This window comes from Dactylosporangium sp. CS-047395 (genome assembly GCF_050942185.1).
Classification (GTDB): Bacteria; Actinomycetota; Actinomycetes; order Mycobacteriales; family Micromonosporaceae; genus Dactylosporangium.
The window spans coordinates 11159967-11181770 of record NZ_CP192015.1 but is presented as its reverse complement, the minus strand read 5'-3'; the positions used below and the strand labels follow the sequence as shown (position 1 = coordinate 11181770).

Annotated in this window: 24 protein-coding genes; 19 read left to right on the top strand and 5 right to left on the bottom strand. The window is 71.0% G+C overall.

What is annotated here, in order from left to right; translation table 11 throughout:
- Positions 1-14 precede the first annotated feature (14 nt).
- From dnaJ to ACQP00_RS52215, 9 genes are all read left to right on the top strand, one after another.
- Positions 15-1244: a molecular chaperone DnaJ gene (gene dnaJ, locus ACQP00_RS52255; RefSeq protein WP_433212306.1), complete on the top strand. Its 1230-nt coding sequence runs from the start codon at positions 15-17 to the stop codon at positions 1242-1244.
- The gene (locus ACQP00_RS52250; RefSeq protein ID WP_433054001.1) at positions 1231-1683 is read left to right on the top strand and encodes a heat shock protein transcriptional repressor HspR; all 453 of its coding nucleotides are present in this window, start codon (positions 1231-1233) and stop codon (positions 1681-1683) included. The genes dnaJ and ACQP00_RS52250 overlap by 14 nt, the downstream gene beginning before the upstream one ends.
- 293 nt (positions 1684-1976) lie before the next feature.
- Positions 1977-2408 (top strand): hypothetical protein, encoded by a 432-nt coding sequence (locus ACQP00_RS52245; RefSeq protein ID WP_433212303.1) that lies wholly within the window; start codon positions 1977-1979, stop codon positions 2406-2408.
- Between the two features lie 47 nt (positions 2409-2455).
- A complete protein-coding gene (locus ACQP00_RS52240; protein ID WP_433212300.1) occupies positions 2456-3028 on the top strand; it encodes a DUF1707 SHOCT-like domain-containing protein in 573 nt (190 codons plus the stop codon).
- Complete coding sequence (locus ACQP00_RS52235) at positions 3025-4173, top strand: hypothetical protein (protein WP_433212297.1); 1149 nt, start codon at positions 3025-3027, stop codon at positions 4171-4173. Before ACQP00_RS52240 ends, ACQP00_RS52235 begins: the two co-directional genes overlap by 4 nt.
- A gap of 283 nt (positions 4174-4456) precedes the next feature.
- Positions 4457-7051, top strand: coding sequence for an ATP-dependent chaperone ClpB (clpB, locus tag ACQP00_RS52230; RefSeq protein ID WP_433212294.1), 2595 nt, complete (start codon positions 4457-4459; stop codon positions 7049-7051).
- A gap of 25 nt (positions 7052-7076) precedes the next feature.
- Complete coding sequence (locus ACQP00_RS52225) at positions 7077-7442, top strand: hypothetical protein (protein ID WP_433212292.1); 366 nt, start codon at positions 7077-7079, stop codon at positions 7440-7442.
- Positions 7443-7495: 53 nt separating this feature from the next.
- Positions 7496-8167: a hypothetical protein gene (locus ACQP00_RS52220; protein ID WP_433212289.1), complete on the top strand. Its 672-nt coding sequence runs from the start codon at positions 7496-7498 to the stop codon at positions 8165-8167.
- Positions 8168-8223: 56 nt separating this feature from the next.
- Positions 8224-9003, top strand: coding sequence for an SDR family NAD(P)-dependent oxidoreductase (locus ACQP00_RS52215; RefSeq protein ID WP_433212286.1), 780 nt, complete (start codon positions 8224-8226; stop codon positions 9001-9003).
- A 273-nt stretch (positions 9004-9276) separates the two neighbouring features.
- On the opposite strand, the gene ACQP00_RS52210 is transcribed toward ACQP00_RS52215, so the two are convergent.
- The gene (locus ACQP00_RS52210) at positions 9277-9399 is read right to left on the bottom strand and encodes a hypothetical protein (protein WP_433053977.1); all 123 of its coding nucleotides are present in this window, start codon (positions 9397-9399) and stop codon (positions 9277-9279) included.
- Between ACQP00_RS52210 and pyrE the strand changes: the two genes are divergently transcribed.
- The 4 genes from pyrE (at position 9398) to ACQP00_RS52190 (ending at position 12619) form a co-directional block, all read left to right on the top strand.
- Positions 9398-9940 (top strand): orotate phosphoribosyltransferase, encoded by a 543-nt coding sequence (pyrE, locus tag ACQP00_RS52205; protein WP_433212283.1) that lies wholly within the window; start codon positions 9398-9400, stop codon positions 9938-9940. The genes ACQP00_RS52210 and pyrE overlap by 2 nt on opposite strands.
- A 57-nt stretch (positions 9941-9997) precedes the next feature.
- Positions 9998-10378 (top strand): ArsR/SmtB family transcription factor, encoded by a 381-nt coding sequence (locus tag ACQP00_RS52200; protein WP_033359976.1) that lies wholly within the window; start codon positions 9998-10000, stop codon positions 10376-10378.
- Between the two features lie 77 nt (positions 10379-10455).
- Positions 10456-11043, top strand: coding sequence for a class II aldolase/adducin family protein (locus tag ACQP00_RS52195; protein ID WP_433212280.1), 588 nt, complete (start codon positions 10456-10458; stop codon positions 11041-11043).
- Between the two features lie 49 nt (positions 11044-11092).
- On the top strand, positions 11093-12619 hold the full coding sequence (locus ACQP00_RS52190; protein ID WP_433212277.1) for a VWA domain-containing protein: 1527 nt from the start codon (positions 11093-11095) through the stop codon (positions 12617-12619).
- Here the strand turns inward: ACQP00_RS52190 and ACQP00_RS52185 are convergent.
- Positions 12616-13416, bottom strand: coding sequence for a DedA family protein (locus ACQP00_RS52185; RefSeq protein ID WP_433212275.1), 801 nt, complete (start codon positions 13414-13416; stop codon positions 12616-12618). The genes ACQP00_RS52190 and ACQP00_RS52185 overlap by 4 nt on opposite strands.
- Before the next feature lie 46 nt (positions 13417-13462).
- Here ACQP00_RS52185 and amrS point away from each other — a divergent pair, with 46 nt between their 5' ends.
- From amrS to ACQP00_RS52160, 5 genes are all read left to right on the top strand, one after another.
- On the top strand, positions 13463-14527 hold the full coding sequence (gene amrS, locus ACQP00_RS52180) for an AmmeMemoRadiSam system radical SAM enzyme (RefSeq protein WP_433212272.1): 1065 nt from the start codon (positions 13463-13465) through the stop codon (positions 14525-14527).
- A complete protein-coding gene (amrB, locus tag ACQP00_RS52175) occupies positions 14524-15288 on the top strand; it encodes an AmmeMemoRadiSam system protein B (protein ID WP_433212269.1) in 765 nt (254 codons plus the stop codon). Before amrS ends, amrB begins: the two co-directional genes overlap by 4 nt.
- Before the next feature lie 168 nt (positions 15289-15456).
- Complete coding sequence (locus ACQP00_RS52170) at positions 15457-16344, top strand: phytanoyl-CoA dioxygenase family protein (RefSeq protein WP_433212266.1); 888 nt, start codon at positions 15457-15459, stop codon at positions 16342-16344.
- 66 nt (positions 16345-16410) lie between these two features.
- The gene (locus tag ACQP00_RS52165; RefSeq protein ID WP_433212263.1) at positions 16411-16899 is read left to right on the top strand and encodes a SigE family RNA polymerase sigma factor; all 489 of its coding nucleotides are present in this window, start codon (positions 16411-16413) and stop codon (positions 16897-16899) included.
- Complete coding sequence (locus ACQP00_RS52160) at positions 16899-17789, top strand: LCP family protein (RefSeq protein ID WP_433212260.1); 891 nt, start codon at positions 16899-16901, stop codon at positions 17787-17789. Before ACQP00_RS52165 ends, ACQP00_RS52160 begins: the two co-directional genes overlap by 1 nt.
- 8 nt (positions 17790-17797) lie before the next feature.
- Here ACQP00_RS52160 and ACQP00_RS52155 read toward each other — a convergent pair whose 3' ends face one another.
- Positions 17798-18010 carry a hypothetical protein gene (locus ACQP00_RS52155; protein ID WP_433053944.1) on the bottom strand — a complete coding sequence of 71 codons (213 nt, stop codon included), beginning with the start codon at positions 18008-18010 and terminating at the stop codon, positions 17798-17800.
- Positions 18011-18239: 229 nt separating this feature from the next.
- Here ACQP00_RS52155 and fbaA point away from each other — a divergent pair, with 229 nt between their 5' ends.
- Positions 18240-19265: a class II fructose-bisphosphate aldolase gene (gene fbaA / locus ACQP00_RS52150; RefSeq protein WP_433212257.1), complete on the top strand. Its 1026-nt coding sequence runs from the start codon at positions 18240-18242 to the stop codon at positions 19263-19265.
- Positions 19266-19332: 67 nt separating this feature from the next.
- Here the strand turns inward: fbaA and ACQP00_RS52145 are convergent, their stop codons facing one another.
- Together ACQP00_RS52145 and ACQP00_RS52140 are read right to left on the bottom strand one after the other, a co-directional pair.
- Complete coding sequence (locus ACQP00_RS52145) at positions 19333-20469, bottom strand: hypothetical protein (protein ID WP_433212255.1); 1137 nt, start codon at positions 20467-20469, stop codon at positions 19333-19335.
- A 70-nt stretch (positions 20470-20539) separates the two neighbouring features.
- Positions 20540-21760 carry a hypothetical protein gene (locus ACQP00_RS52140; protein WP_433212252.1) on the bottom strand — a complete coding sequence of 407 codons (1221 nt, stop codon included), beginning with the start codon at positions 21758-21760 and terminating at the stop codon, positions 20540-20542.
- Between the last annotated feature and the right edge of the window lie 44 nt (positions 21761-21804).

Below are 21804 nucleotides of genomic sequence, written 5' to 3'. Positions count from 1 at the left end.
GAGGAGGTGGCGCAATGAGTTCGAAGGACTGGTTGGAGAAGGATTTCTACGCGGTTCTGGGCGTCACCAAATCCGCTCCCACCGACGAGATCAAGAAGGCGTACCGCAAGCTCGCGCGCGAACTGCACCCCGACCGCAACCCCAACAACGCGGCGGCCGAGGAGCGGTTCAAGGCGGTGTCGGAGGCGTACGACGTGCTCTCCGACCCGGCTCGGCGCAAGGAATACGACGAGATGCGGTCGCTGTTCGGCGCGGGCCAGTTCCGCCGCAACGCCCGGGCCGGTGGCCCGGCGGGCGCGGGCGGCCCCGGGTTCGACTTCACCGACCTGTTCGGCAACGCCGGGACCGCCGCGGGCGGCCCGGCGGGGCCGGGTGGTGGCGGTGACCGGCGCTTCGGCGGTGCCGGCTTCTCGGACCTGTTCAGCTCGATCTTCTCGGGTGGCGGGGCCCAGCCGGCGACCGGCCGGCGCAGCCGGGGGCGGGACGTCGAGACCGAGGTCGTGCTCAACTTCGCCGACGCGGTGCAGGGCGCGACGCTGCCCATCACCCTGCGCACGCCCGGCACCTGCGAGACCTGCCACGGCAACGGCGCGGCGCCCGGCACGTCCCCGCGGACGTGTCCGAAGTGCCGCGGCATGGGGGTCGTGAGCAGCAACCAGGGCTCGTTCAGCTTCACCGAGCCCTGCCGCGAGTGCCAGGGCGTGGGCACCATCGTCGACGAGAAGTGCCCGGAGTGCCACGGGACCGGCGGGGTCACCAAGACCCGCACGATCAACGTGCGCATCCCGGCGGGCGTGGCCGACGGCCAGCGCATCCGGCTGGCCGGCCGCGGCGAGCCGGGCACCCGGGGCGGGTCGCCCGGCGACCTGTTCGTGCTCATCAAGGTCCGGCCCGACCCGGTCTTCGGCCGGTCCGGCGACGACCTGACGCTGACGGTGCCGGTGACGTTCGCGGAGGCGGCTCTCGGGGCCGACCTGCGCGTGCCGACGCTCGACTCGACCGTGACGCTGCGGGTGCCCCCGGGCACGCCGAGCGGGCGGACGTTGCGGGTGCGCGGCAAGGGCGTCGCCCGGCGCGACGGCAACGTCGGTGACCTGCTGGTCACGATCGACGTCCACGTGCCGGCCGAGCTGTCCGAGAAGGCGCGGCAGGCTCTGTCCGACTATGCGGCCGCGGCGCCGCCGGCTCCTCGTGAGCGGCTCGACGCGATCGCACGGGAGCGCAGCAGTTATGAACAACGATGACGAGACCACCGAGCACGCGGTCTTCATCAGCTTCGAGGCGGTCTCCGACGCCAAGGTGCTGATCATCTCGATCGCGGCCCGCCTGGCCGGGATGCACCCACAGACGCTGCGGCAGTACGACCGCATGGGTCTGGTGCAGCCCGGCCGGACGGCCGGCGGCGGGCGCCGCTACAGCGAGCGCGACGTCGCACTGCTGCGCGAGGTGCAGCGCCTCAGCCAGGAGGAGGGCGTCAACCTCGCCGGCATCAAGCGGATCATCGAGCTGGAGGGCATGGTGGGCGACCTGCGGCAGCGGGTGGCCGACCTGGAGGCGGAGCTCGTCCGCACGCGGCACCGGCTGGCCCAGATCGAGGCGGCGGGCTTCCCGCGGCGCGACCTGGTCCCGTCCAACCAGCACCAGACCGCGCTCGTCGTATGGCGCCCGGTCAAGAACTCCTGAACGACGTTTATGCCCCGCGGACCGCGGGCACCACATGGTCAGGGAATGGTGCGGCTCGTTCCGGAGGCTGACCGGAGCGGTCCTGCGCAAGGGGTGTGGTCACCTCGAGAGGCGTCTCGCAATCTGCGAGGCGCCTCTCGTTTTTTGTGCCTCCGGAGGCCCCAAGAGGATGACAAATCCATCTATATGGGGGTTCACCGACGGTGAGCACGCACTTCGGCTCTTCCCATGCCGCCTGATGGCGGGCTAAGTTGTCGCCAAACCAGGACCCCGGCGGGCCATGGGAGCTGACGGTGAGCGTGACACAGGCCGGATTCCGGGGCTTCGAGAACCCCGTGGACCCTACCGCAGCTGAACTGCGCGCGTGGGCCTATCACCCCGACGCATCGCTGCTGTCGACGATGCCCCCCGACTGGGATCTGCTGGTGGCCGGCGACCGGCTGATCGGCACCCTGTTCGAGCTGGCGATGGACCCGGCCTGCCCGGCGCGCCGGTTCGCGCTGCACTGTCTGTACATCTACGCCGCCGACGGCATCCGCACGCACTTCCGGGCCCACCCCAAGCGCCGGCTGAAGAAGTTCACCGAGCAGGCCGAGGACCAGGGTGACGAGCTGCTCACCACCTGGGCGCACAACGTCCGGATGCTGCTGGCCCGGCCCGACCTGTTCGATTACCACGACTGGTGTGAGGGCGGCCTGGTGCGCCAGCCCCGCCGGATCAGCTGAACGACTCGCGGATGTTTTTGGCCGCCGCCGGGGATTAGAGTGTCGGCGTGAGCACGGACCGGCCGGACATGCGCATCTCCGACGCCGAGCGTGAGCTCGTGGTCGCCCAGCTCAACTCCGCGGTGGCCGAGGGCCGGCTGACGTTGGCGGAGTTCGAGGAGCGCGTCGACGGCGTGCTGCGCTCCCGCACGTTCGGCGAAATCGAGCCCTACGTGGGGGACCTGCCGCAGAAGGGCCCGATCGCCGCGCCCGAGCAGCTGGAGATCCGCAACCGCGCATCCAGCCTCAAGCGGGTCGGCCGCTGGACGGTGCCCCGGCGGCTGCTCATCAGCACCCGGGCCGGCTCGGTCAAGCTCGACTTCACCGAGGCCCAGTTCACCACCCAGCTCGTCGAGGTGCGGCTGGAGGCCCGCTCCAGCTCCATCGACCTGGTGCTGCCCCGCGGCGCGACCGCCGACATCGACAGCATCGCCCCGCACTCGAGCTCCCTGAAGCAGAAGGTGCCCGCCGCCTACGACGCCGCGGCCGGCTCCGGGATCGTCTTCCGCATCGGCGGCGAGGTGCGCAGCAGCAGCGTCCGCGTGCGCTACCAACGCAGGTTCCTGCGCTGGCGCTGGTGAAACGGCGCCCGGTTCTGGCCGTCGCACTCGCCGCCGCACTGGTCGCGACGCTGAGCGCGGGCTCGTGCGCGCCGGGCAGCACCGCCGAGCCGGAGAAGCCCCCGGCCGACGACGTCTCCTACGAGGACGTTCCCACCGCCTTCCCCAGTGCCAACCCGCTCGACCGGCAGAACGTCGTGCCGGTCCCGAAGGGCACCTCGCCCCGCGGGGTCGAGTTCGCCGACGGCGGCACCGGCTATGCGCTGTTCACCTCGTGCGTGGCGGGCGGCGCGTGCAAGGCCGGGCTGGTGCTCACCCTCGACGGCGGGTACAGCTGGCTCGAGCGCAAGCTGCCCTTCGACGACGCGATCGACGTGGACATGCGCCTCGGCCGCGGCAACGTGCTGATCATCAAGGCCGCACCCGACGGGTACTTCGTCTCCCGCGACACCGGCCGCACGTTCCAGCGCCGCCCCCTCGACCCGCCGCCGGTCGAGCTCAACCTGGCCGACCCGCAGTACTCCGTCGGGTGCCAGGACGCGCGCACCAACACCTGCGCCGACGCCCAGCCGTGGGTCGTGGGCGACGACGGCAACCGGTCCCCGCTGCCGACCCGCCCGGCCGGCCAGCACGAGTGGACCGGCCTGGCCGCGGCCGCCGACGGCACGCTCTGGCTGACCGCTCGCGGGCCCGCCGCGGCCGGCGCCTCGCCCGCCGGCGGCACCACGATCAGCGTCTGGAACAGCGGCGACCGGGGCCGCACCTGGAAGGCGCAGGGCAGCGCGACCGCGCCCCAGCCCAGCGCCACCGTCCGGCCCGTGGTCTCGCCCGACGGGGCCGACGTGTGGCTGGTCGGGCCGCAGTACGCGGCGCACCGCACGAACTCCGGCTGGGTCGAGTCGACCGCGATGCGCGAGGTCGCCCAGGTCTTCAACGCCGAGGTGCTGCCCGGCGGCAAGCTGCTCGTGGCCAGTGGCCAGGGTGTCTGGCTCGTCGACGAGGGGCAACGGGTGCGCGACCCCGGCGCCCGGCTGATCTTCCAGCTGCGGCGCCTCGACGCGCAGACGATTCTCGGGTACCCCGCACAACTCTCCGGCGACGTCTGGCTCTGCACCGCCTCCGCCGACGGGTGCGACTGGGCGCACGTGGGTGTGTCGTCGCGCTAAGGCCTGTTTGGTAACTGGGGTAGGTGCTGCGGCGGAGTCCAGATTTCGTCTGCGTGCGCAGCGCGGAGGCCCGGCTACCGGTGTTGTAACCGGGCCTTCGCGCTGTGTGCGCAGGCGGAATCTGGGCCCGCCGCAGTCCTGCCTCAGTTACCAAACAGGCCTTAGTTGCCGCAGTCTCAGCGGGCAACGCTCGGCAATTCAGACTTGAGTGGAATAGACTCAACCTCGTGGGTGTCGTACCTCATGAAGGACCACCTGGGAACGAGGAGTCTGAGGCCAACCGATGAACGCCGAACGCCTGACCACCAAGAGTCGCGAGGTCATCAAGGCCGCCGTGGACGCGGCGAGCCAGCGCGGACACGCGACCGTTGAACCCTGGCACCTGCTCCTGGCGCTGCTGGACACGGGCGGCTCGACCGCCGCCGGGCTGCTGCGCGCCGTGGGTGCCAACCCCGCCGACGTGCGCCGCGCCGCCCTGCATGCCGTCGAGCGGCTGCCCAGCGCCCGCGGCTCGAGCGTCGTGGAGCCCAACGTGGCCCGCGAGTTCGCCAACGCCATCGCCGCCGCCGAGCAGATCGCCCGGCCGCTGGGCGACGAGTACACCTCGACCGAGCACCTGCTGGCCGGCCTGGCCCGGGTCGGCGGCGCGGTCGCCACGCTGCTCAAGGACGCCGGGGCCACCGAGCAGACCCTGGTCGCCGCGTTCCCGCAGATCCGCGGGGGCGACCGCAAGGTGACCACGGCCGACCCGGAGCAGACCTTCCAGGCGCTGGAGAAGTACGGCGTCGACCTGACCCAGTCCGCCCGCGACGGCAAGATTGACCCGGTGATCGGCCGCGATGCCGAGATCCGGCGCGTGATTCAGGTGCTGTCGCGGCGTACCAAGAACAATCCCGTGCTCATCGGCGAGCCCGGCGTCGGCAAGACCGCGATCGTCGAGGGCCTGGCCCAGCGGATCGTGGCCGGTGACGTCCCGGAGTCCCTGCGCGACAAGCGGCTGGTGAGCCTGGACCTCGGCGCGATGGTGGCCGGCGCGCAGTACCGCGGCCAGTTCGAGGAGCGGCTCAAGTCCGTCCTGGAGGAGATCAAGGGCTCCAACGGGCAGGTCATCACCTTCCTCGACGAGCTGCACACCGTGGTCGGGGCCGGCAAGGGCGAAGGCTCGATGGACGCCGGCAACATGCTCAAGCCGATGCTGGCCCGCGGCGAGCTGCGCATGGTGGGCGCGACGACGCTGGACGAGTACCGCGAACACATCGAGAAGGACCCCGCGCTGGAGCGGCGCTTCCAGCCCGTCGTGGTCGGCGAGCCGTCGACCGAGGACACCATCGGCATCCTGCGCGGGCTCAAGGAGCGCTACGAGGTCCACCACGGCGTCCGGATCACCGACGCGGCCCTGGTCGCGGCGGCGGCGCTGTCCGACCGGTACATCACCGACCGCTTCCTGCCGGACAAGGCCATCGACCTCGTGGACGAGGCCGCCTCCCGGCTGCGCATGGAGATCGACTCGCGGCCGACCGAGGTGGACGAGGTCGAGCGCAGCGTCCGCCGGCTCGAGATCGAGGAGATGGCGCTGGCCAAGGAGCCGGACGCGGCCTCGGCCGAGCGGCTGTCCCGGCTGCGCGCCGAGCTCGCCGACAAGCGCGAGTCGCTGAGCGCGCTCACCGACCGCTGGCAGAACGAGAAGGCGCACATCCAGAAGATCTCCAACACCAAGGAGCAGCTGGAGCAGCTGCGCGGCGAGGCCGAGCGGGCCGAGCGCGACAACGACCTGGAGAAGGTCTCCGAGCTGCGCTACGCCGTGATCCCCGGCCTGCAGAAGGAGCTCGAGCAGGCCGAGCGCGAGCTCACCGCCCTGCAGTCGGCGGGCGCGATGCTCAAGGAGGAGGTCTCGGCCGACGACATCGCCGCCGTGGTCGCCGCCTGGACGGGCATCCCGGCCGGCCGGCTCATGGAGGGCGAGACGGTCAAGCTGCTGCGCATGGAGGAGTCGCTGCACAGCCGGGTCATCGGGCAGGACGAGGCGATCCAGGCCGTCTCCGACGCGGTGCGCCGGGCCCGGGCCGGCATCGCCGACCCCGACCGGCCGACCGGCAGCTTCCTGTTCCTGGGCCCGACCGGCGTCGGCAAGACCGAGCTGGCCAAGGCCCTGGCCGAGTTCCTCTTCGACGACGAGCGCGCCATGGTACGCATCGACATGAGCGAGTACAGCGAGAAGCACACGGTCGCCCGGCTCGTCGGCGCCCCGCCCGGCTACGTCGGCTACGAGGAGGGCGGCCAGCTCACCGAGGCGGTGCGCCGCCGGCCCTACACCGTGGTGCTGCTGGACGAGGTCGAGAAGGCCCACCCGGACGTCTTCGACGTGCTGCTGGCCGTGCTCGACGACGGCCGGCTCACCGACGGGCAGGGCCGCACGGTCGACTTCCGCAACGCGATCCTGATCCTGACCTCGAACCTCGGCTCGGAGGTGCTCGCCGACGACCCGACGCTCAACCCGGAGCAGCGCCGCGACGCGGTCATCGCCGCCGTGCGGGGCCACTTCAAGCCGGAGTTCGTCAACCGGCTCGACGACATGGTCGTGTTCAACGCGCTGTCGCCGTCCGACCTGCGGGCCATCGTGGAGATTCAGCTCAATGCGCTGGGTCGCCGGCTGGCCGACCGCCGGCTCACGCTGGAGGTCTCGGAGCCGGCACGTGACTGGCTGGCCAGTCTTGGGTATGACTCCGTGTACGGCGCCCGCCCCCTGCGCCGCCAGATCCAGACGTCGATCGGTGACCAGCTCGCCAAGGCGCTCCTGGCCGGTGGGATCAGGGACGGGGACCGCGTGGTGGTCGACCTGTCCGACGACAAGAAGACGCTCACGGTCACGGCCGGCTAGTCCGAGCTCGGGGAGGGTGCCGCAGATGCTGTGGAAGAAGCAGGCGTACGACGAGGAACTGAAACTCCTGGCCGCCGCCGACACGCTCGCATTCGGTGGCGTCGGCATCGCCGGCGCCCTCCTGCCGGCCACCAAGGCGTACTTCGCCGTCGAGGAGGCCCTGCGCCGGGACGGCCACGACCTGCGGCCCCGGCTGGAGGCCCTGCTCGACAAGGCCACCCCGGCCGGCAAGGTCTACGCCGCCGAGCTGCTCACCCACGTCGACGCGGCGGCCGGCCGCTCGGCCTGGGAGCGGCTGCGCGGGCAGAGCGGCGAGGTGAAGACGTTCCAGGGCTGCATCATGGGCAGCACGACGGTCGCCCGCTACGCGGAAGAGCGGCTGCGGGATTAGCGCGGCATCGATACGGTGATTCCCAGACATTTCCCTGGGAGGAGATCCGTTCGATGTCGTTCGCAACACCACCTGCGGCCCGGGCCCGGCCCTCGACCGTCAGCCTCGCTTCGACGCTGCTGTTCGTGGCGGCCGGGCTGGAAGTGATCAGCGTCGTTCTCCAGCTCCTCTACGCCAACAAGATCGCCGAGGGCACCAAGCGGGTCTACGAAGAGGCCGGCGTCCAGATGAGCTCGACCACCGGGGTCGGGATCGGCTCGACGATCACCGTCATCTTCGGGTTCATCATCATCGTGGTCCTGGTGCTGCTCGGCTACCTCGTCGGCCGGGGCAACCAGGTCGCCCGGGTGCTGACCTGGGTCGTCGGCGGACTCGCGCTGTGCTGTGGCGTGTTCGCCCTCGGCGCGGCGCTGTTCCAGTCGGCGCTCTGGGAGGCGGCCCGCGACACCAACTCGTCGCTGCCGACCTGGGACCGCTACAAGGAGATCGTGTACGCCGACGTGCCCGGCTGGTACGAGCCTGTCACCACGATCCTGGGCATCCTGCTGGTGATCGCGATCGCGCTGCCGATCATCCTGCTGGCCCTGCCCTCTTCGCACCCGTACTTCCGCAAGGAGCAGCAGCAGTGGGAGCCCCCGGTGCCCGGCGCCAGCCCCGGCTACCCGCCCCAGGACCCGCCGCTGCCGGGTTCGGGCCAGGGTGGGTACCCGCCCCCGAACGTCTGATCGTGTTCATCGGGGGACCGGGGCGACCCGGTCCCCCGATTCGTTAGCCTGCCGCGATGCCACCAACCGCGCTCGTCACCGGCGCCACCGCGGGCCTCGGCGCCGCGTTCGCCCGCGAGCTCGCCGCCGAGGGATACGGGCTCGTGCTCGTCGGCCGCCGCGAGGATCGCCTGCACGCCCTCGCCGCCGAGCTTCCGGTGCCGGTCGAGCCGCTCGCTGCCGACCTGGCCACCGATGCGGGCTGCGGCGCCGTCGCGGCCCGGCTGTCCGCCGCGGACCGCCCGATCGACCTGCTCGTGAACAACGCCGGGCGGTCGCTCAACCGCTCCTTCCTGCGCTCCACGCCCGAGCTGGAGGAGGAGCTGCTGCGGCTCAACGTGCACGCCGTCATGCGCCTGACGCTGGCCGCCCTGCCCGGCATGGTCGAGCGGGGCCGGGGCGACATCGTCAACGTCTCGTCGGCGTCGGGCTTCGCGGCGCTGATGCCGGGCTCGACCTACCCGGCGAGCAAGGCCTGGGTCACCAACTTCAGCGAGTCGCAGGCCCAGCTGGTGCACGGGACGGGCGTGCGGGTGCTGGCGCTCTGCCCGGGGTACACCCGGACCGAGTTTCATGACGCGGCCGGGATCGACACGTCGAAGATGCCGGACTGGCTCTGGATGGACGCCGGCGCCGTAGTGCGGGCGGCGCTCAAGGACCTGCGGCGGGGCCGGATGGTCAGCGTGCCGGGCTGGAAGAACCGGCTGGGCGTGTTCGGGATGCGCCACGCGCCGCGCCGGCTGTTGCACCGCATCGCCCGGGACGCGAGGGGACGCATCGGGCACGAAGAGCGCTAACGCCCATCTCGGCACCGCTCGGCGTCGATATGTGCCTGATGACAAGCATTGATTTTGCTGTGTATCGAACATGATTGTGGTCACGTACGAACGGCTGATGGGCCGATTGGCAGCGCTCCCAGCGGCGTCCGGTCGGGTGGGTACCGTACGTTCGGGTGTTCGTGCTGGTCAGAAGCGTGCATCGAGCATTGCAACGATCTAATGAGAGCAAGATTCGGGTTCCTCGACCGCTCATCGGTGGATCGTCATCCGCCGTCACGGGTGTCTCTCGTGTCACTCGCGGTGATCGCTGCGATCACCTTCGTATTCACCCTTGTCCCCTTGACGGCCATTAATTTCGGCGAGAGTGCGGGTCATCGATTCACCGCGCAGGTTTAGCGCGTACGCTTCGGACATGACCGACCGTGACGACCTGCTGAAACTCGTACGTGACCTCGCCGTGGTCAACGGACGAGTCACGCTGTCGTCAGGACAAGTTGCCGACTGGTACGTGGACCTCCGTCGTTTGACGCTGCACCATGCTGGTGCACCGTTGGTCGGCCGAGTCCTCCTCGATCTCGTCGACGACTGGGAGTTCGACGCCGTGGGAGGGCTGACCCTCGGCGCGGACCCGGTGGCCACCGCGATGCTGCATGCGGCGGCTGCCCGTGGGGGACGACCGCTCGACGCGTTCGTCGTCCGCAAGAGTGACAAGGCACATGGCCTGCAGCGCCGGGTTGAGGGGCCCGACGTCGCCGGCCGGCGCGTCCTCGCTCTCGAGGACACCTCCACTACAGGTGGAAGTGTGCTCACTGCGGTCGACGCGTTGCGAGAGGCGGGCGCCGATGTGGTCGGTTGCGCCGTTATCGTCGATAGAGGCGCGGAAAAGGCGGTTCGCGCCGCTGGGCTGAGCTATCGCTCAGCATTTTCGTTGGCCGACCTCGGCCGACAGGGCTGAAAAATTGTCGATTCGGACCTGCGCATATGCAGGCGGGTCGATGGTGTTGGTGGAAGGATGGAATACGTGGGAACTGCGCTGGCTGAGATGACCCTGCCCCAGATCTCGCCGCTTGCCGGCGAGCCGATTGACCGTGCCGATGCCGAGCGTCTCGCCGGCGTCCTGAAGGCGCTTGCCGACCCGGCCCGACTCCGGCTGCTGAGCCTGATCCAGTCGGCCCCGGATGGCGAGGCCTGTGTTTGTGACCTGACGGCCCCGCTCGGGCTCTCGCAGCCGACGGTGAGCCACCACCTGCGAATCCTGACCGAGGCCGGTCTGCTGGAGCGCGAGAAGCGGGGTGTGTGGGCGTTCTACCGCCTCGTGCCCTCCGCCATCGGCACCATCGCCGACCTTCTGACGCCGCCGCGCAAGCGCGCGACCAAGAAGGCGCCTCGCTAGCAGCGTCGGGTAGCGCCTCCGGGCTCTACCCGACCGGAGACCTCCGCGACCAACTCGCCCACGCCGGGCGTGCGGTCGTGCAGGCCGGACTCGTCGTGGGCTCGGGTGGCAATCTTTCCGCCCGGGCGCCAGGCGCCGACGAATGCTGGGTAACCGCGGCCGGGTCTTGGCTCGACCGGCTCGACCGTGGTTCATTCGTTCGGATCCGAATCATCGACGGCGCGACCCTTGACAACTCTGTCGGGGTCGCGCCGTCTTCGGAGGTTGCCCTCCATCTGGCGACCTACCGTGCGCGGCCGGACGTGAACGCGGTGGTGCACCTGCACCCGCAGACCGTCCTGCTGCTCGACGCCATGGGCGCGCCGATCCGCCTGGTCACCACGGACCACGCGTTCTACCTGCGCCGGGTGGCGACGACGCCGTTCGTGCCGCCGGGCCGTCCCGAGGTCGGGATCCTGGCCGCCGCCGCGTGCGCGGACGGGACCAACTGCGTGATCCTCTCCCGGCACGGCTGCTCCGTCGCGGCCGACTCGGTCGAGCTGGCCCACAAGCGCGCGATGTACCTTGAGGAGGCCGCGCGCCTGACCTACCGCGCGCTGGCACTGGGCGTTGCGCTTCCCTCGCTGCCGACCGACTGGCTGGATGATCCACTGGCCACGGCCTGATCTACACTCCTCCTCTCCTGCTGAACCGCAGGTCAAGGGGGTGTGAACGGTGGATGTCCGGCGACGGCCGCTGCGGGTGGCGATCGCGATCGGCGTCGGCTTGGTCCTCGCCGCCGGTGCCTTCGTGTTGGTACGCGCCGTGCTCGGCACCTCCGGCTCGTGCGTGCGCGTCGTGGTCGCGGCCGCCCCGGAGATCGAGCCGGCCGTCACCTCAGCGGCGACCCGGTTCGCCGGCACCGATCCCGAGGTGCGCGGCACCTGCGTCCAGGTTCAGGTCCGATCGGCCGAACCGGCAGACGTGGCCGGCTCGCTGATCGCCCGCACCGGCGCCGCGGCCACGCCCTCCCCCTCCGACGCGGACGTGCCGACGGTGTGGATCCCGGACTCGACGGCCTGGCTGACCCGGGTGCGCGGCGCCGACCAGGAGGCCTTCGAGGACCGCGCCGACTCGATCGCCAGCAGCCCGGTGGTGTTCGCCGCCGCGGCGCCGGTGGCGTCCGCATTGGGCTTCCGCTCGGTGGGCACCGGGCAGGTGGCGGCGCTGCTGGCCAAGGCTCCGATCGGCGCGGTCGACCCGCGGCGCAGCACGGCCGCGCTGGCCGGGGCCGGGCTGCTCTACGACGGGCTGGTCACCGACCCGAACCGCCTGGTCGACATGGTGCGCGCGTACCGGTCGATCACCGTCGCGCCGGACACCGCCGCGCTGCTCAAGAACGCCGCAGCCGGGCAGGTGGTGCTGACGAGCGAGCAGCGGGCGGCCGGGGATCTGACCGTACTGCCGCTGGAGCCCCAGGTTTCGCTGGACTATCCGTTCGCGGTGGTCAGCGGGAAGCCCGGGCCGGAGCTGGCCGCGGCCGAGCTGTTCCGGTCCGCCCTGACCGCCGAGACGTTCACCGGCCTCGGCTTCCGGGCCGCCGGCGAGCAGGTCTTCCCGGCCCAGCGGATCACCGACGTGCTCGGCTACTGGAACGCGACCACGGCCCCGTCGCGGGTGCTCACGCTGGTCGACGTGACCTCGTCGATGACCAAGCCGATCGCCAGGGGCGGCCCGTCGCGGCTGGAGGTGCTGCGCAAGACCGCGACCGACGGGCTGGGGCTGTTCACCGACGACAGCGAGCTCGGGCTGTGGGCGTACGCGTCCGGGCTCGCCGGCGGCCAGGACTACCAGCAGGTGGTGCCGGTGTCGGCGCTCACCGAGGGGCAGCGGGCCCGGCTGACCGGCGCGGTGAAGGCGGCCAAGGCGGCCCCGACCGACGTGTGCGGGCTGTACGACACGGTCCTCGCGGCCTACCGCTCCCTGCAGGAGGGCTACCGCGAGGGCCGCTCCAACACCGTCGTGGTCTTCACCGACGGCTCCAACACCAAGTCCGGCATGAGCCTGGAGACGCTGCAGCTGGAGCTGGAGCGGGCCACCGATCCCACCCGCCCGGTCCGCGTGGTGCTGCTCGGCATCGGCCCCGACGTGCGCAAGGACGAGCTCGAGGCGATCGCGGCGACGACCGGGGGGCGGGCCTTCGTGGTCCAGGACCCGCAGCAGATCGGCAACATCTTCCTGCAGGCGCTGATCCGGGCTTAGTCGCGGACCCGGCGGTCGGTCGGCGGGACGATCGGGAAGGCCTGGGTGGGGGCGTTCGCCGGGTCGATCGCCGACATCGGGGCGGTGGGGGCCTCGGAGGAGGGCGCCTCGGCGGCCTTGCGGCGCTTCTCGCGCCAGCCGCGGTAGATCTCGATGAAGATCGGCAGCGCGGAGATCAGGACGATCAGGGCGACGGCCGGCAGCAGGTACTTGTCGATCTCGCCGCCGGTCAGGTCGAAGATCTGCTTGGCCAGGGCCCAGCCGATCAGGATGATGCCGTCGGTCCACAGGATGCCGCCGACCACGTTCCAGATGAAGAACTGGCGGGCCGGCATGCCCACGACGCCCGCGACCGGGTTGAGGAAGGTGCGCACGATCGGGATGAAGCGGGCCAGGACGACCGCGCGGGCCGGGCCGAACTTGGCGAAGTAGTGCTCGGCCTTCTCGACGTACTCCTTCTTGAAGATCCGCGAGTTGGGCCGGTTGAACATCTGGCGGCCGTAGCGGGCGCCGAGGAAGTGGCCGAGCTGGGCGCCGGCGATGGCGCACAGCGGCGCGCCGATCAGCAGCGAGGTCAGGCTCAGGTGGGTGCCGACCAGCTCGCTGGCGACCGGCGAGGCGGCGACACCGGCCAGGAACAGCAGCGAGTCGCCGGGGAAGAAGAAGCCGACGAGCAGCCCGGTCTCGACGAACATGATGATCCAGACGCCGATCACGCCGAACGTGCTCAGCAGCCCCTCCGCGTCGAGGGGGTTGAAAGCGAGCAGGTCGCCGAAGGGGCGCGTCTTCTCTTCCACGGGTCACCAGGGTACGTGAGGGTCCTTGCAAAGCTAAGCTCGGTATATGGCGGTGGTCACGACCGCACACTGGCACCGGCTCGACGACGGCCGGGTGCAGTGCGACGTCTGCCCCCGAAACTGCCGGTTGCACGAGGGCCAGCGCGGCTTCTGCTTCGTGCGGCAGCGCGAGGGCGACGAGATCGTGCTCACGACGTACGGCAGATCCTCGGGCTTCTGCGTCGACCCGATCGAGAAGAAGCCGCTGAACCACTTCCTGCCCGGCACGCCGGTGCTCTCGTTCGGAACGGCCGGGTGCAACCTCGGCTGCCGGTTCTGCCAGAACTGGGACATCTCCAAGAGCCGCGAGATCGACACGCTGGGCGCGGCCGCCGGACCGGAGCAGCTCGCGGCCGAGGCCGAGCGTCTGGGGTGCCGGTCGATCGCGTTCACCTACAACGACCCGGTGATCTTCATGGAGTACGCCATGGACGTCGCCGACGCGTGCCGCGAGCGCGGGATCAAGGCGGTCGCGGTGTCGGCCGGCTACATGAACCCGGCCCCGCGCGAGGAGTTCTACCGGCACATCGACGCGGCGAACATCGACCTCAAGGCGTTCAGCGAGCGGTTCTACGAGAAGATCACGTTCGCCCGGCTCGACTCGGTGCTGGAGACGCTGGAGTACCTGCGCACGACCGACGTCTGGTTCGAGGTGACCACGCTGCTCATCCCGGGCCAGAACGACGGCGACGCCGAGCTGCACCAGCAGTGCGACTGGCTGCTGGAGCACCTGGGGCCGGACGTGCCGCTGCACTTCTCCGCGTTCCACCCCGACTTCAAGATGCGCGACGTGCCCGCCACCCCGCCCGCGACCCTGCGCCGGGCCCGCCGGATCGCGCTCGAGACCGGGCTGCGGTTCGTGTACACCGGCAACGTCCACGATCCCGACGGCCAGACCACCCGCTGCCCGGGCTGCGGGGCGGACGCGGTCGTGCGGGACTGGTACGACCTCGTCGCGTACTCCCTCACCGACGACGGGCACTGCCAGGCGTGCGGGTATGCCGTACCCGGCGTCTACGCGGGCCCGGCCGGCGGCTGGGGACGGCGGCGGCTGCCCGTGAGGATCGGGTGAGGCCGCCCGCGGTGGCCGGGAGCTTCTACCCGGCCGACCCGGACGAGCTGCGGTCGACGATCCGGCGCCTGCTCGCGGCGGTGCCCGAGGAGACGGCGCCGGAAAGCGCGTTCATCGTCCCGCACGCCGGCTATCGCTGGTCCGGTCCAACCGCCGCCCAGGTGTACGGCCGGCTGCGCGGTCGGAGCGCGCAAAGCGTGGTCATCGTTGGGCCGGCGCACCGGGTCCCGCTGCGGGGCGCCGCGGTGCCGACGCAGCCGGCGTGGGCGACCCCGCTCGGCGATGTGACGATCGACACGGAGCTGGCCGCGCGACTGGTGGCACAGGGCCTGGCCGCCGCCGACGACGGCCCGCACGGTCCGGAGCACGCACATGAGGTACAAGTGCCGTTTCTGCAGCTTCTGGGCTTTTCCAAGGTGTTGCCGGTGTGCGTCGGGGTGGCCGAGACCGATGCCGTGGCGGCGTTGATCGAGGCCGTCGCGGGCCCGGAGACGCTGGTGCTGTGCAGCACCGACCTTTCGCACTATCTGACCCAGGAGCGGGCCGAGGCGGCCGACGCGCGGACCGTCGGGGCGATCGAGCGGCTGGACGCGGCCGGGATCGGTGAGCGGGACGCGTGCGGGCGCTATGCCCTGCGCGGCCTGCTGGCGTGGGGCAACGCGCGAGGTCAGGCCGTTCGTGTACTGCACCGAGCGACCTCCGGCGATGAGGGCGGGCCGCGCGACCGCGTGGTCGGTTACCTCGCCGCCGCCCTGTCCTAGTCACGCAGCGTAGTCGAAAACGGCACACCGACGTCATAACGGTCGATTCCGTTGCACCCGAACCGGCCAAAAGACCCTGACCGATCGGCCGACCTCCAGCAGGGGTCGCTGGGACCGTCTTCCGAAGTGGAGGCGCCGGTGGACGGCGCCGGAACTGGAGAACGGGGCATGTCTGCCACGACGACGGCCGGCCCGGCGGCCGGCACCGGCTGGGTGCCGATGACGGCCGAGCAGCGGGAGCAGTTCGACACGGACGGTTACCTCGTGCTCAAGGGCGTGCTGAGCCCGGACGAGGTACGCCACTACGCGTCGGTGCTCGACGTCGCGCACGCCACGCACCCGCGCGCGGCGGACGGCTCGCTGCACCTGCTCAGCGCCGTCACGAGCTGCCCGGAGCTGGCCGGCCTGATCGACCACCCGGCGACGTTCCCGCTGGTCTGGTCGATCCTCGGCTGGAACGTGCACATCTACCACTCGCACCTCGACGTGCACCCGACCATCCCGGCCCCGAAGCCGGACTGGTGGCACTGGCACCAGGACGGCGGCCGGCAGAACCGCGAGCTGGAGACCGACCCGCGGCCGCGGTTGTCGGTGAAGCTCGCGTACTGGCTCTCGGACGTCTCCGAGGAGGGCCGGGGCAACCTGACCCTGCTCCCGGGCAGCCACAAGACCAACTGGCTGCCCGGCCCGCCGAAGCGCGACGTGCCGTGGCCGATGCCGCCGGGCGCCAAGCAGGTCAAGGTCGACGCGGGCGACGTGGTCTTCTTCGACCGCCGGATCTGGCACGCCCGCTCGGACAACTACTCCGAGCTCACCCGGCGCTGCGTGTTCCTCGGCTACACGTACCGCTGGATCGCCATCCGCGACGAGATCGCCGACCTGCCGAACAAGCCCTGGTGGAACAAGCTGAACCCCGTCCAGCAGCAGCTGCTCGGCGGGGTCGGCGCGGGCGACGGCGACCACCTGTGGGGGCACTACCCGGAGTCGACGCCGCTGTACGTCGCGCTGCGTGACCGCGGCCTGCTCGATCCGTCGTACCCGCCGCTGATTCCGTAAGGCCGCAATGTTCGCCGGTCCTCGATCCGTCATAGGGTCGGGGACCGTACGGGCAGAGGGGTCGGTTTGACGTTCGAGGAGTTCGTCGACGCGAGGCTGCAGGCGCTGCTGCGCTATGCCGTCATGCTCACCGGCGACCCGCACACGGCGCAGGACCTCGTCCAGGACACGATGATCCGGGCCCAGCTCAAGTGGCGCCGGATCGCCGCCGCCGACCTGCCCGAGCGCTATGTCAAGCGCATGATCACCAACGCCTACGTCGACCTGCACCGCGGCTCGTGGCTGCGGCGGGTCGCGCTGAAGGGCGTCGAGCTGGACACCGGCGTGCTCACGCCCGACCACGCCGTGCAGCACGCCGAGCGCGACCAGATGTGGGAGCTGCTCGGCTCGCTGCCGCGCCAGCAGCGTGCGGCCGTGGTGCTGCGGTACTACGAGGGGCTCACCGACGGCGAGATCGCCGAGGTGATGCGCTGCCCGGTCGGCACGGTCCGCTCGTGGATCTCCCGGGCCCTGGCCACGCTGCGCGCCGGCCTGACCCCGAGCACGGTGCTGTGATGGACGACCTGCTGCGGGAGACCTTCGCCCGGCACGAGGAACTGGTCCCGGTCGCCCGGCCCGAGTTCGGCGAGTCGATCGCCGCCGGGGCCCGCCGGGTGCGCGCGCTGCGCCGCTGGGTCGTCTCCGGCGCGACGTTCCTGTGCTGCGCGCTCGCCCTGTTGCTGGTGCCGCTCCTCGCCACACCGCGCCAGGGGCCGCCGGAGGCCGCCGCGCCCGGCCAGCCGCTCAACCTGCTGATCATCGGCATCGACCGGGGCACCGGCGAGCCGGCCCGGGTCAACGCCAACGCGATCGTGCTGGTGCACGTGAACCCCGGGGCGCGCACGGTGTACGAGGTGACGCTCCCTCGCGACCTCACGCTCGGCCTGCCCGGCGTGGGTCCGCAGCGGGCCGACGGGGCGTACTTCCTCGGCGGGTACCGGCTCACGGCCGAGGCGGTGGCGGCGATGACCGGCCTGACGTTCGACGGCGGGGCGGTGGTGGACATCGCCGGGCTGGAGTCGGTCACGCGGGCCATGGGCGGGGTGGACCTGTGCGTGCCCGAGTGCCGGCGCTACGAGGCGGGGGAGGCGGTCGCCCGGCTGCGGCAGTCGATGGGTTCGGGCGACGATCGTCTGCTGCACCAGTACCTGGCCGCGGTCGCGAAGGCCGCCGGCGATCCGCAGCGTCTACCGGCCCTGCTCACCTCGGCCTCGGAGTCGCTCGAGCTGCACCTCGGGCTCACCTCGCTGCCGACGCTGGCGGCCCGGATGGAGGGGGTCGACGCGTCCAAGGTGACGGGGATCAAGTTCCCGGCCGGCGGGGACGGCCTGTACGAGGCCATGCGCGACGGGCGGGTCGGCGCGTGGCTGACCGCGCACCCGCAGTACCAGGTCGCGGGGTCCTAGACCCTGTCCTAGTACTCGTCGTTCAGGTCGACCTCGCGGTCCTGCTCGATCGCGTCGTACTCGTTGGCCTCCCACGGCCGCGCGTGGGGCGTGTAGGGCCGGTCCAGCGGGTTGGCCGGCTGGGCCTGCTCGGCCGCGTCCTCGGGCGAGGCCTCCGGGTCGCGCACGTCCGGGTCGAGACGGTCCTCGAGGGTCAGCAGTTCCTCGTCTGGCTGGGTCATCGCCGGGGCTCCCTGTCGGTAGCTCGCTTCCGTCCTTGGCCGTTCTCCACCGTACGACGCCCCGGCCCGCCGTGCCCCCTCGCCCGGTGAATTACCGGCGCAGGTCACCCGGCGGCGAGGCAGGCTCAGGACTGCGAGATACTCCGTGGCAGGACAGCGCGGTCCGCGTTGGAGCCGCGTTCCGTCCGGCTCCAAACCGCATGATCCCAAGAAATCAAGGAGCGCCGTCATGCCCATCGCCTCGTCCGATGTCTACGCCGAGATGCTCGACCGCGCCAAGAACGGCGCGTTCGCCTACCCGGCGATCAACGTCTCGTCGTCGCAGACGCTCAACGCGGCGATCCGCGGCTTCGCCGAGGCCGAGAGCGACGGCATCATCCAGGTCTCGACCGGCGGCGCGGAGTACGTGTCCGGCCCGACCGTGAAGGACATGATCACCGGCTCGGTCGCGCTGGCCGCGTTCGCGCACGAGGTCGCCAAGAAGTACTCGGTGAACATCGCCCTGCACACCGACCACTGCCCGAAGGACAAGCTGGACAAGTTCGTCCGCCCGCTGCTGGACATCTCGGCCGAGCGCGTCGCCAAGGGCGAGGAGCCGCTGTTCCAGTCGCACATGTGGGACGGCTCGGCCGTGCCGCTGGGCGAGAACCTCGACATCGCCGAGGAGCTGCTGGCCAAGACCGCGGCGGCCAAGGTCGTCCTCGAGATCGAGGTCGGCGTCGTGGGCGGCGAGGAGGACGGCGTCGTCGGGGCGATCGACGAGAAGCTGTACACCACGGTCGAGGACGGCCTGGCCATGGTCGAGAAGCTCGGCCTCGGTGAGAAGGGCCGCTACATGGCCGCCCTGACCTTCGGCAACGTGCACGGCGTCTACAAGCCGGGCAACGTCAAGCTGCGCCCGGAGATCCTCAAGACGATCCAGGACGCGGTCGGCGCCAAGTACGGCAAGGACAAGCCGCTGTCGCTGGTCTTCCACGGCGGTTCGGGCTCGCTGCTCTCGGAGATCCGCGAGGCCCTGGACTACGGCGTGGTCAAGATGAACATCGACACCGACACGCAGTACGCGTTCACCCGCCCGGTCGCCGCGCACATGTTCAGCAACTACGACGGTGTGCTGAAGGTCGACGGCGAGGTCGGCAACAAGAAGGCGTACGACCCGCGCGCCTGGGGCAAGGCCGGCGAGGCGGGCCTGGCCGCGCGCGTCGTCGAGGCCTGCGAGCACCTGCGCTCGACGGGGACCACGATCTCCAAGTAGTTCTTCCACGACGAACGGCCCGGCTGGAGCTCCCAGCCGGGCCGTTCGCGTTGCTGCTCGATGGTGCTTATTCGTTCAGGAAGTTGAAGTAGCCGCCCGCGGTGATCGGGCCCATGACCGGCTGGGCGCCGGACAGGTCCGCGATGGTGACCGGGCAGGTGCCGGCGAAGACGCCGGTGCCGAGGCCGTCGGCGTCGTCGCTGACGTCGGGCGTGGTGACGGTGACGGCGGTGCCCGTCGGGTTGATCGCGGTGACCGTGGCCTGCTTCTTGCAGAAGAAGACGCCCCAGGTCGCCGAGCCGCCGTTGTAGTCGGCCACGGTCTTGTCGGGCAGCGTGCTCGTGGTGAGCACGGTGCTGGTCGCGGCCTTCGTCCGGCCCGAGGAGACGGTCAGCGAGGTGACCGTGGGCAGGGCGACGAGGCTGATCCCGGTGTCGGAGGTCGAGAACGTCTTGCTGACCCCGCCCTGGGAGATGGTCATGCTCGCGTCGGTCGTCGACAGCCCGACCGGCGTCTTGAACGTCATGTAGTTGCCGTTCGCCGGCGTGCTCGAGGTCGTGGCCGGGATGAGCGTGCCCGTGGTGTCGTACACCTTGATCTCGGTCGCCGCCTTGCCGCCGAACGTCACGGCCAGGCCCTGCGCCGAGCGCGGGTCGAACGCGTAGTTGGCGCCGGCCTTCACCCGCACGGTCTGCCCGCCCGCGGTGAGCAGCCGCTGCACCTGGGCGGTGGAGCCGAGCAGCGAGCTGTTGTCGTTGATGACCGGCTTGTCGGAGAGCGCGGCGAGGGTCGGCGGCGTGATGAAGTTCAGGCCGCCGGTCTTGCTCAGCGTGTTGCTCCCGGCGAAGAGAATGTCGATGTTGTCGCCGGCCGCCACCGTGGTCGCCGGGCAGCCGCCGGTGGGCGTCTTGACCGCGAGCGTGGTCGCGCTGGTGACGATGTACGTCGGAATGTTCTGACAGTTCGGGTCGGTGCCGAGGTTCACGCCGGTGACCAGCGCCTCGGACAGCGTCTGGCCGGTGACCGTGAGCACCAGCACCTGCTTGGCGGTGTCGGCGGCGAGCTTGCCGCCCACGGGTGTCGTGATCGCGATGGTGCCGGTCAGCGTGGCGCCGTACGCCACCTGCGGCAGGCCACCGACGATCAGCGCGGCGGCGGCGCCCGCGGTCAGGGCTCGTTTTCGCCAGGATCGTTGCTGCGGCATGGGGTCGGGTCCTCTCTGAAACCTGTTGCTGACCCAACGTAACAGCAGCATTACTGACAGTAGTGGTATTTCAGGTGGTCAGCAGCTCCGCCGCCTCGGCCACGTCGTCGGTGATGTGCAGCAGCCCGCGCAGGTCGCCGACCGGGGAGGACGCCAGCAGCGGCTCCAGCAGGCCGCGGATCGGCAGCCGTTCGGTCCAGTGCTTGACGTCGAGGAAGACGAACGGGCCGCTCACGCCGTCGGTCGCGTAGAACGTCTTGGTCGCGGCCTGGAACACCTCCTGCACGGTGCCGGCCATGCCCGGGGCGAACACGATGCCGCCACGGGCCAGCCGCAGGATGGTGTCCTCACGGATCGCGTTGGAGAAGTACTTCGCGATCTTCGCGGCGAACAGGTTGGCCGGCTCGTGGCCGTAGAGCCAGGTCGGGATGGCCAGGCCGCCGCGCCGGGCCCAGGTGACGGGGTCGACCGAGGCCTGATCGGCGGGCTCGGCCGAGTCGGGCGTGGGCGGGACCGGACGGCCGTAGCGCTCGCGGACCTCCAGGGCGATCGCGGTGAACGGCTGGTGGTCGTGGAAGTCGGGCGCGCTCGCCAGCGCGTCGATGGCCTCACGCACGGTCTCCAGCGGGTGCTCGGCCAGGAACGCGCCGAGGTTGGCCGCCTCCATGACACCGGGGCCGCCGCCCGTCACCACCAGGCGGTCGGCGCGGGCGAGGCGCCACGCGAGTTCGGCGGCGTTGCGGTACTCGGCCGCACCGCGCAGCGCCGCGTGCCCGCCCATGATGCCGATCGCGGCGGCCGGGCCCCGGGCGGCGATCCAGCCCGCGGTCACGTTGGCCAGCGCGTTGTCGATGCCCGAGTCGTGCATGCGCTGGGACACGGCCTCGCGGATCTCCGGCGTCGCGCCGCCGGTGGCCCGGAAGTGCTTGTAGACCAGGGTGTCGAACATGCCGTCGAAGCCGTCGGAGGCGAAGCCGGCCGCCAGGTCCTCGGGCACGTAGAGCTGGGAAGGGTGCGTCGGGTACGGGATGCCGGTGAACTCCGGCACCACCACCGCCCGGCGCAGCAGCAGGTCGACGACGTGGTCGAGGGCGGCGAAGTGGCAGCCGATGAACAGCGAGTCGGCCACGTCCACGGCGGACAGGTCGACGGCGGCGAGGTCCAGGCCCTGGACGATCTTGCCGGCGATGGTGCCCTGGCGCAGGTGGAACTGCAGCTCCTCAGGCGATTCGATCTCGTCCGGCGAGTGGTCGTGCAGCGCGACGACGTCCGGCGGTGGCGGGGTTGGCACGGTTCATATCCTGCCAAAGCCCCGCAAAGAGCGATGGCCCGATC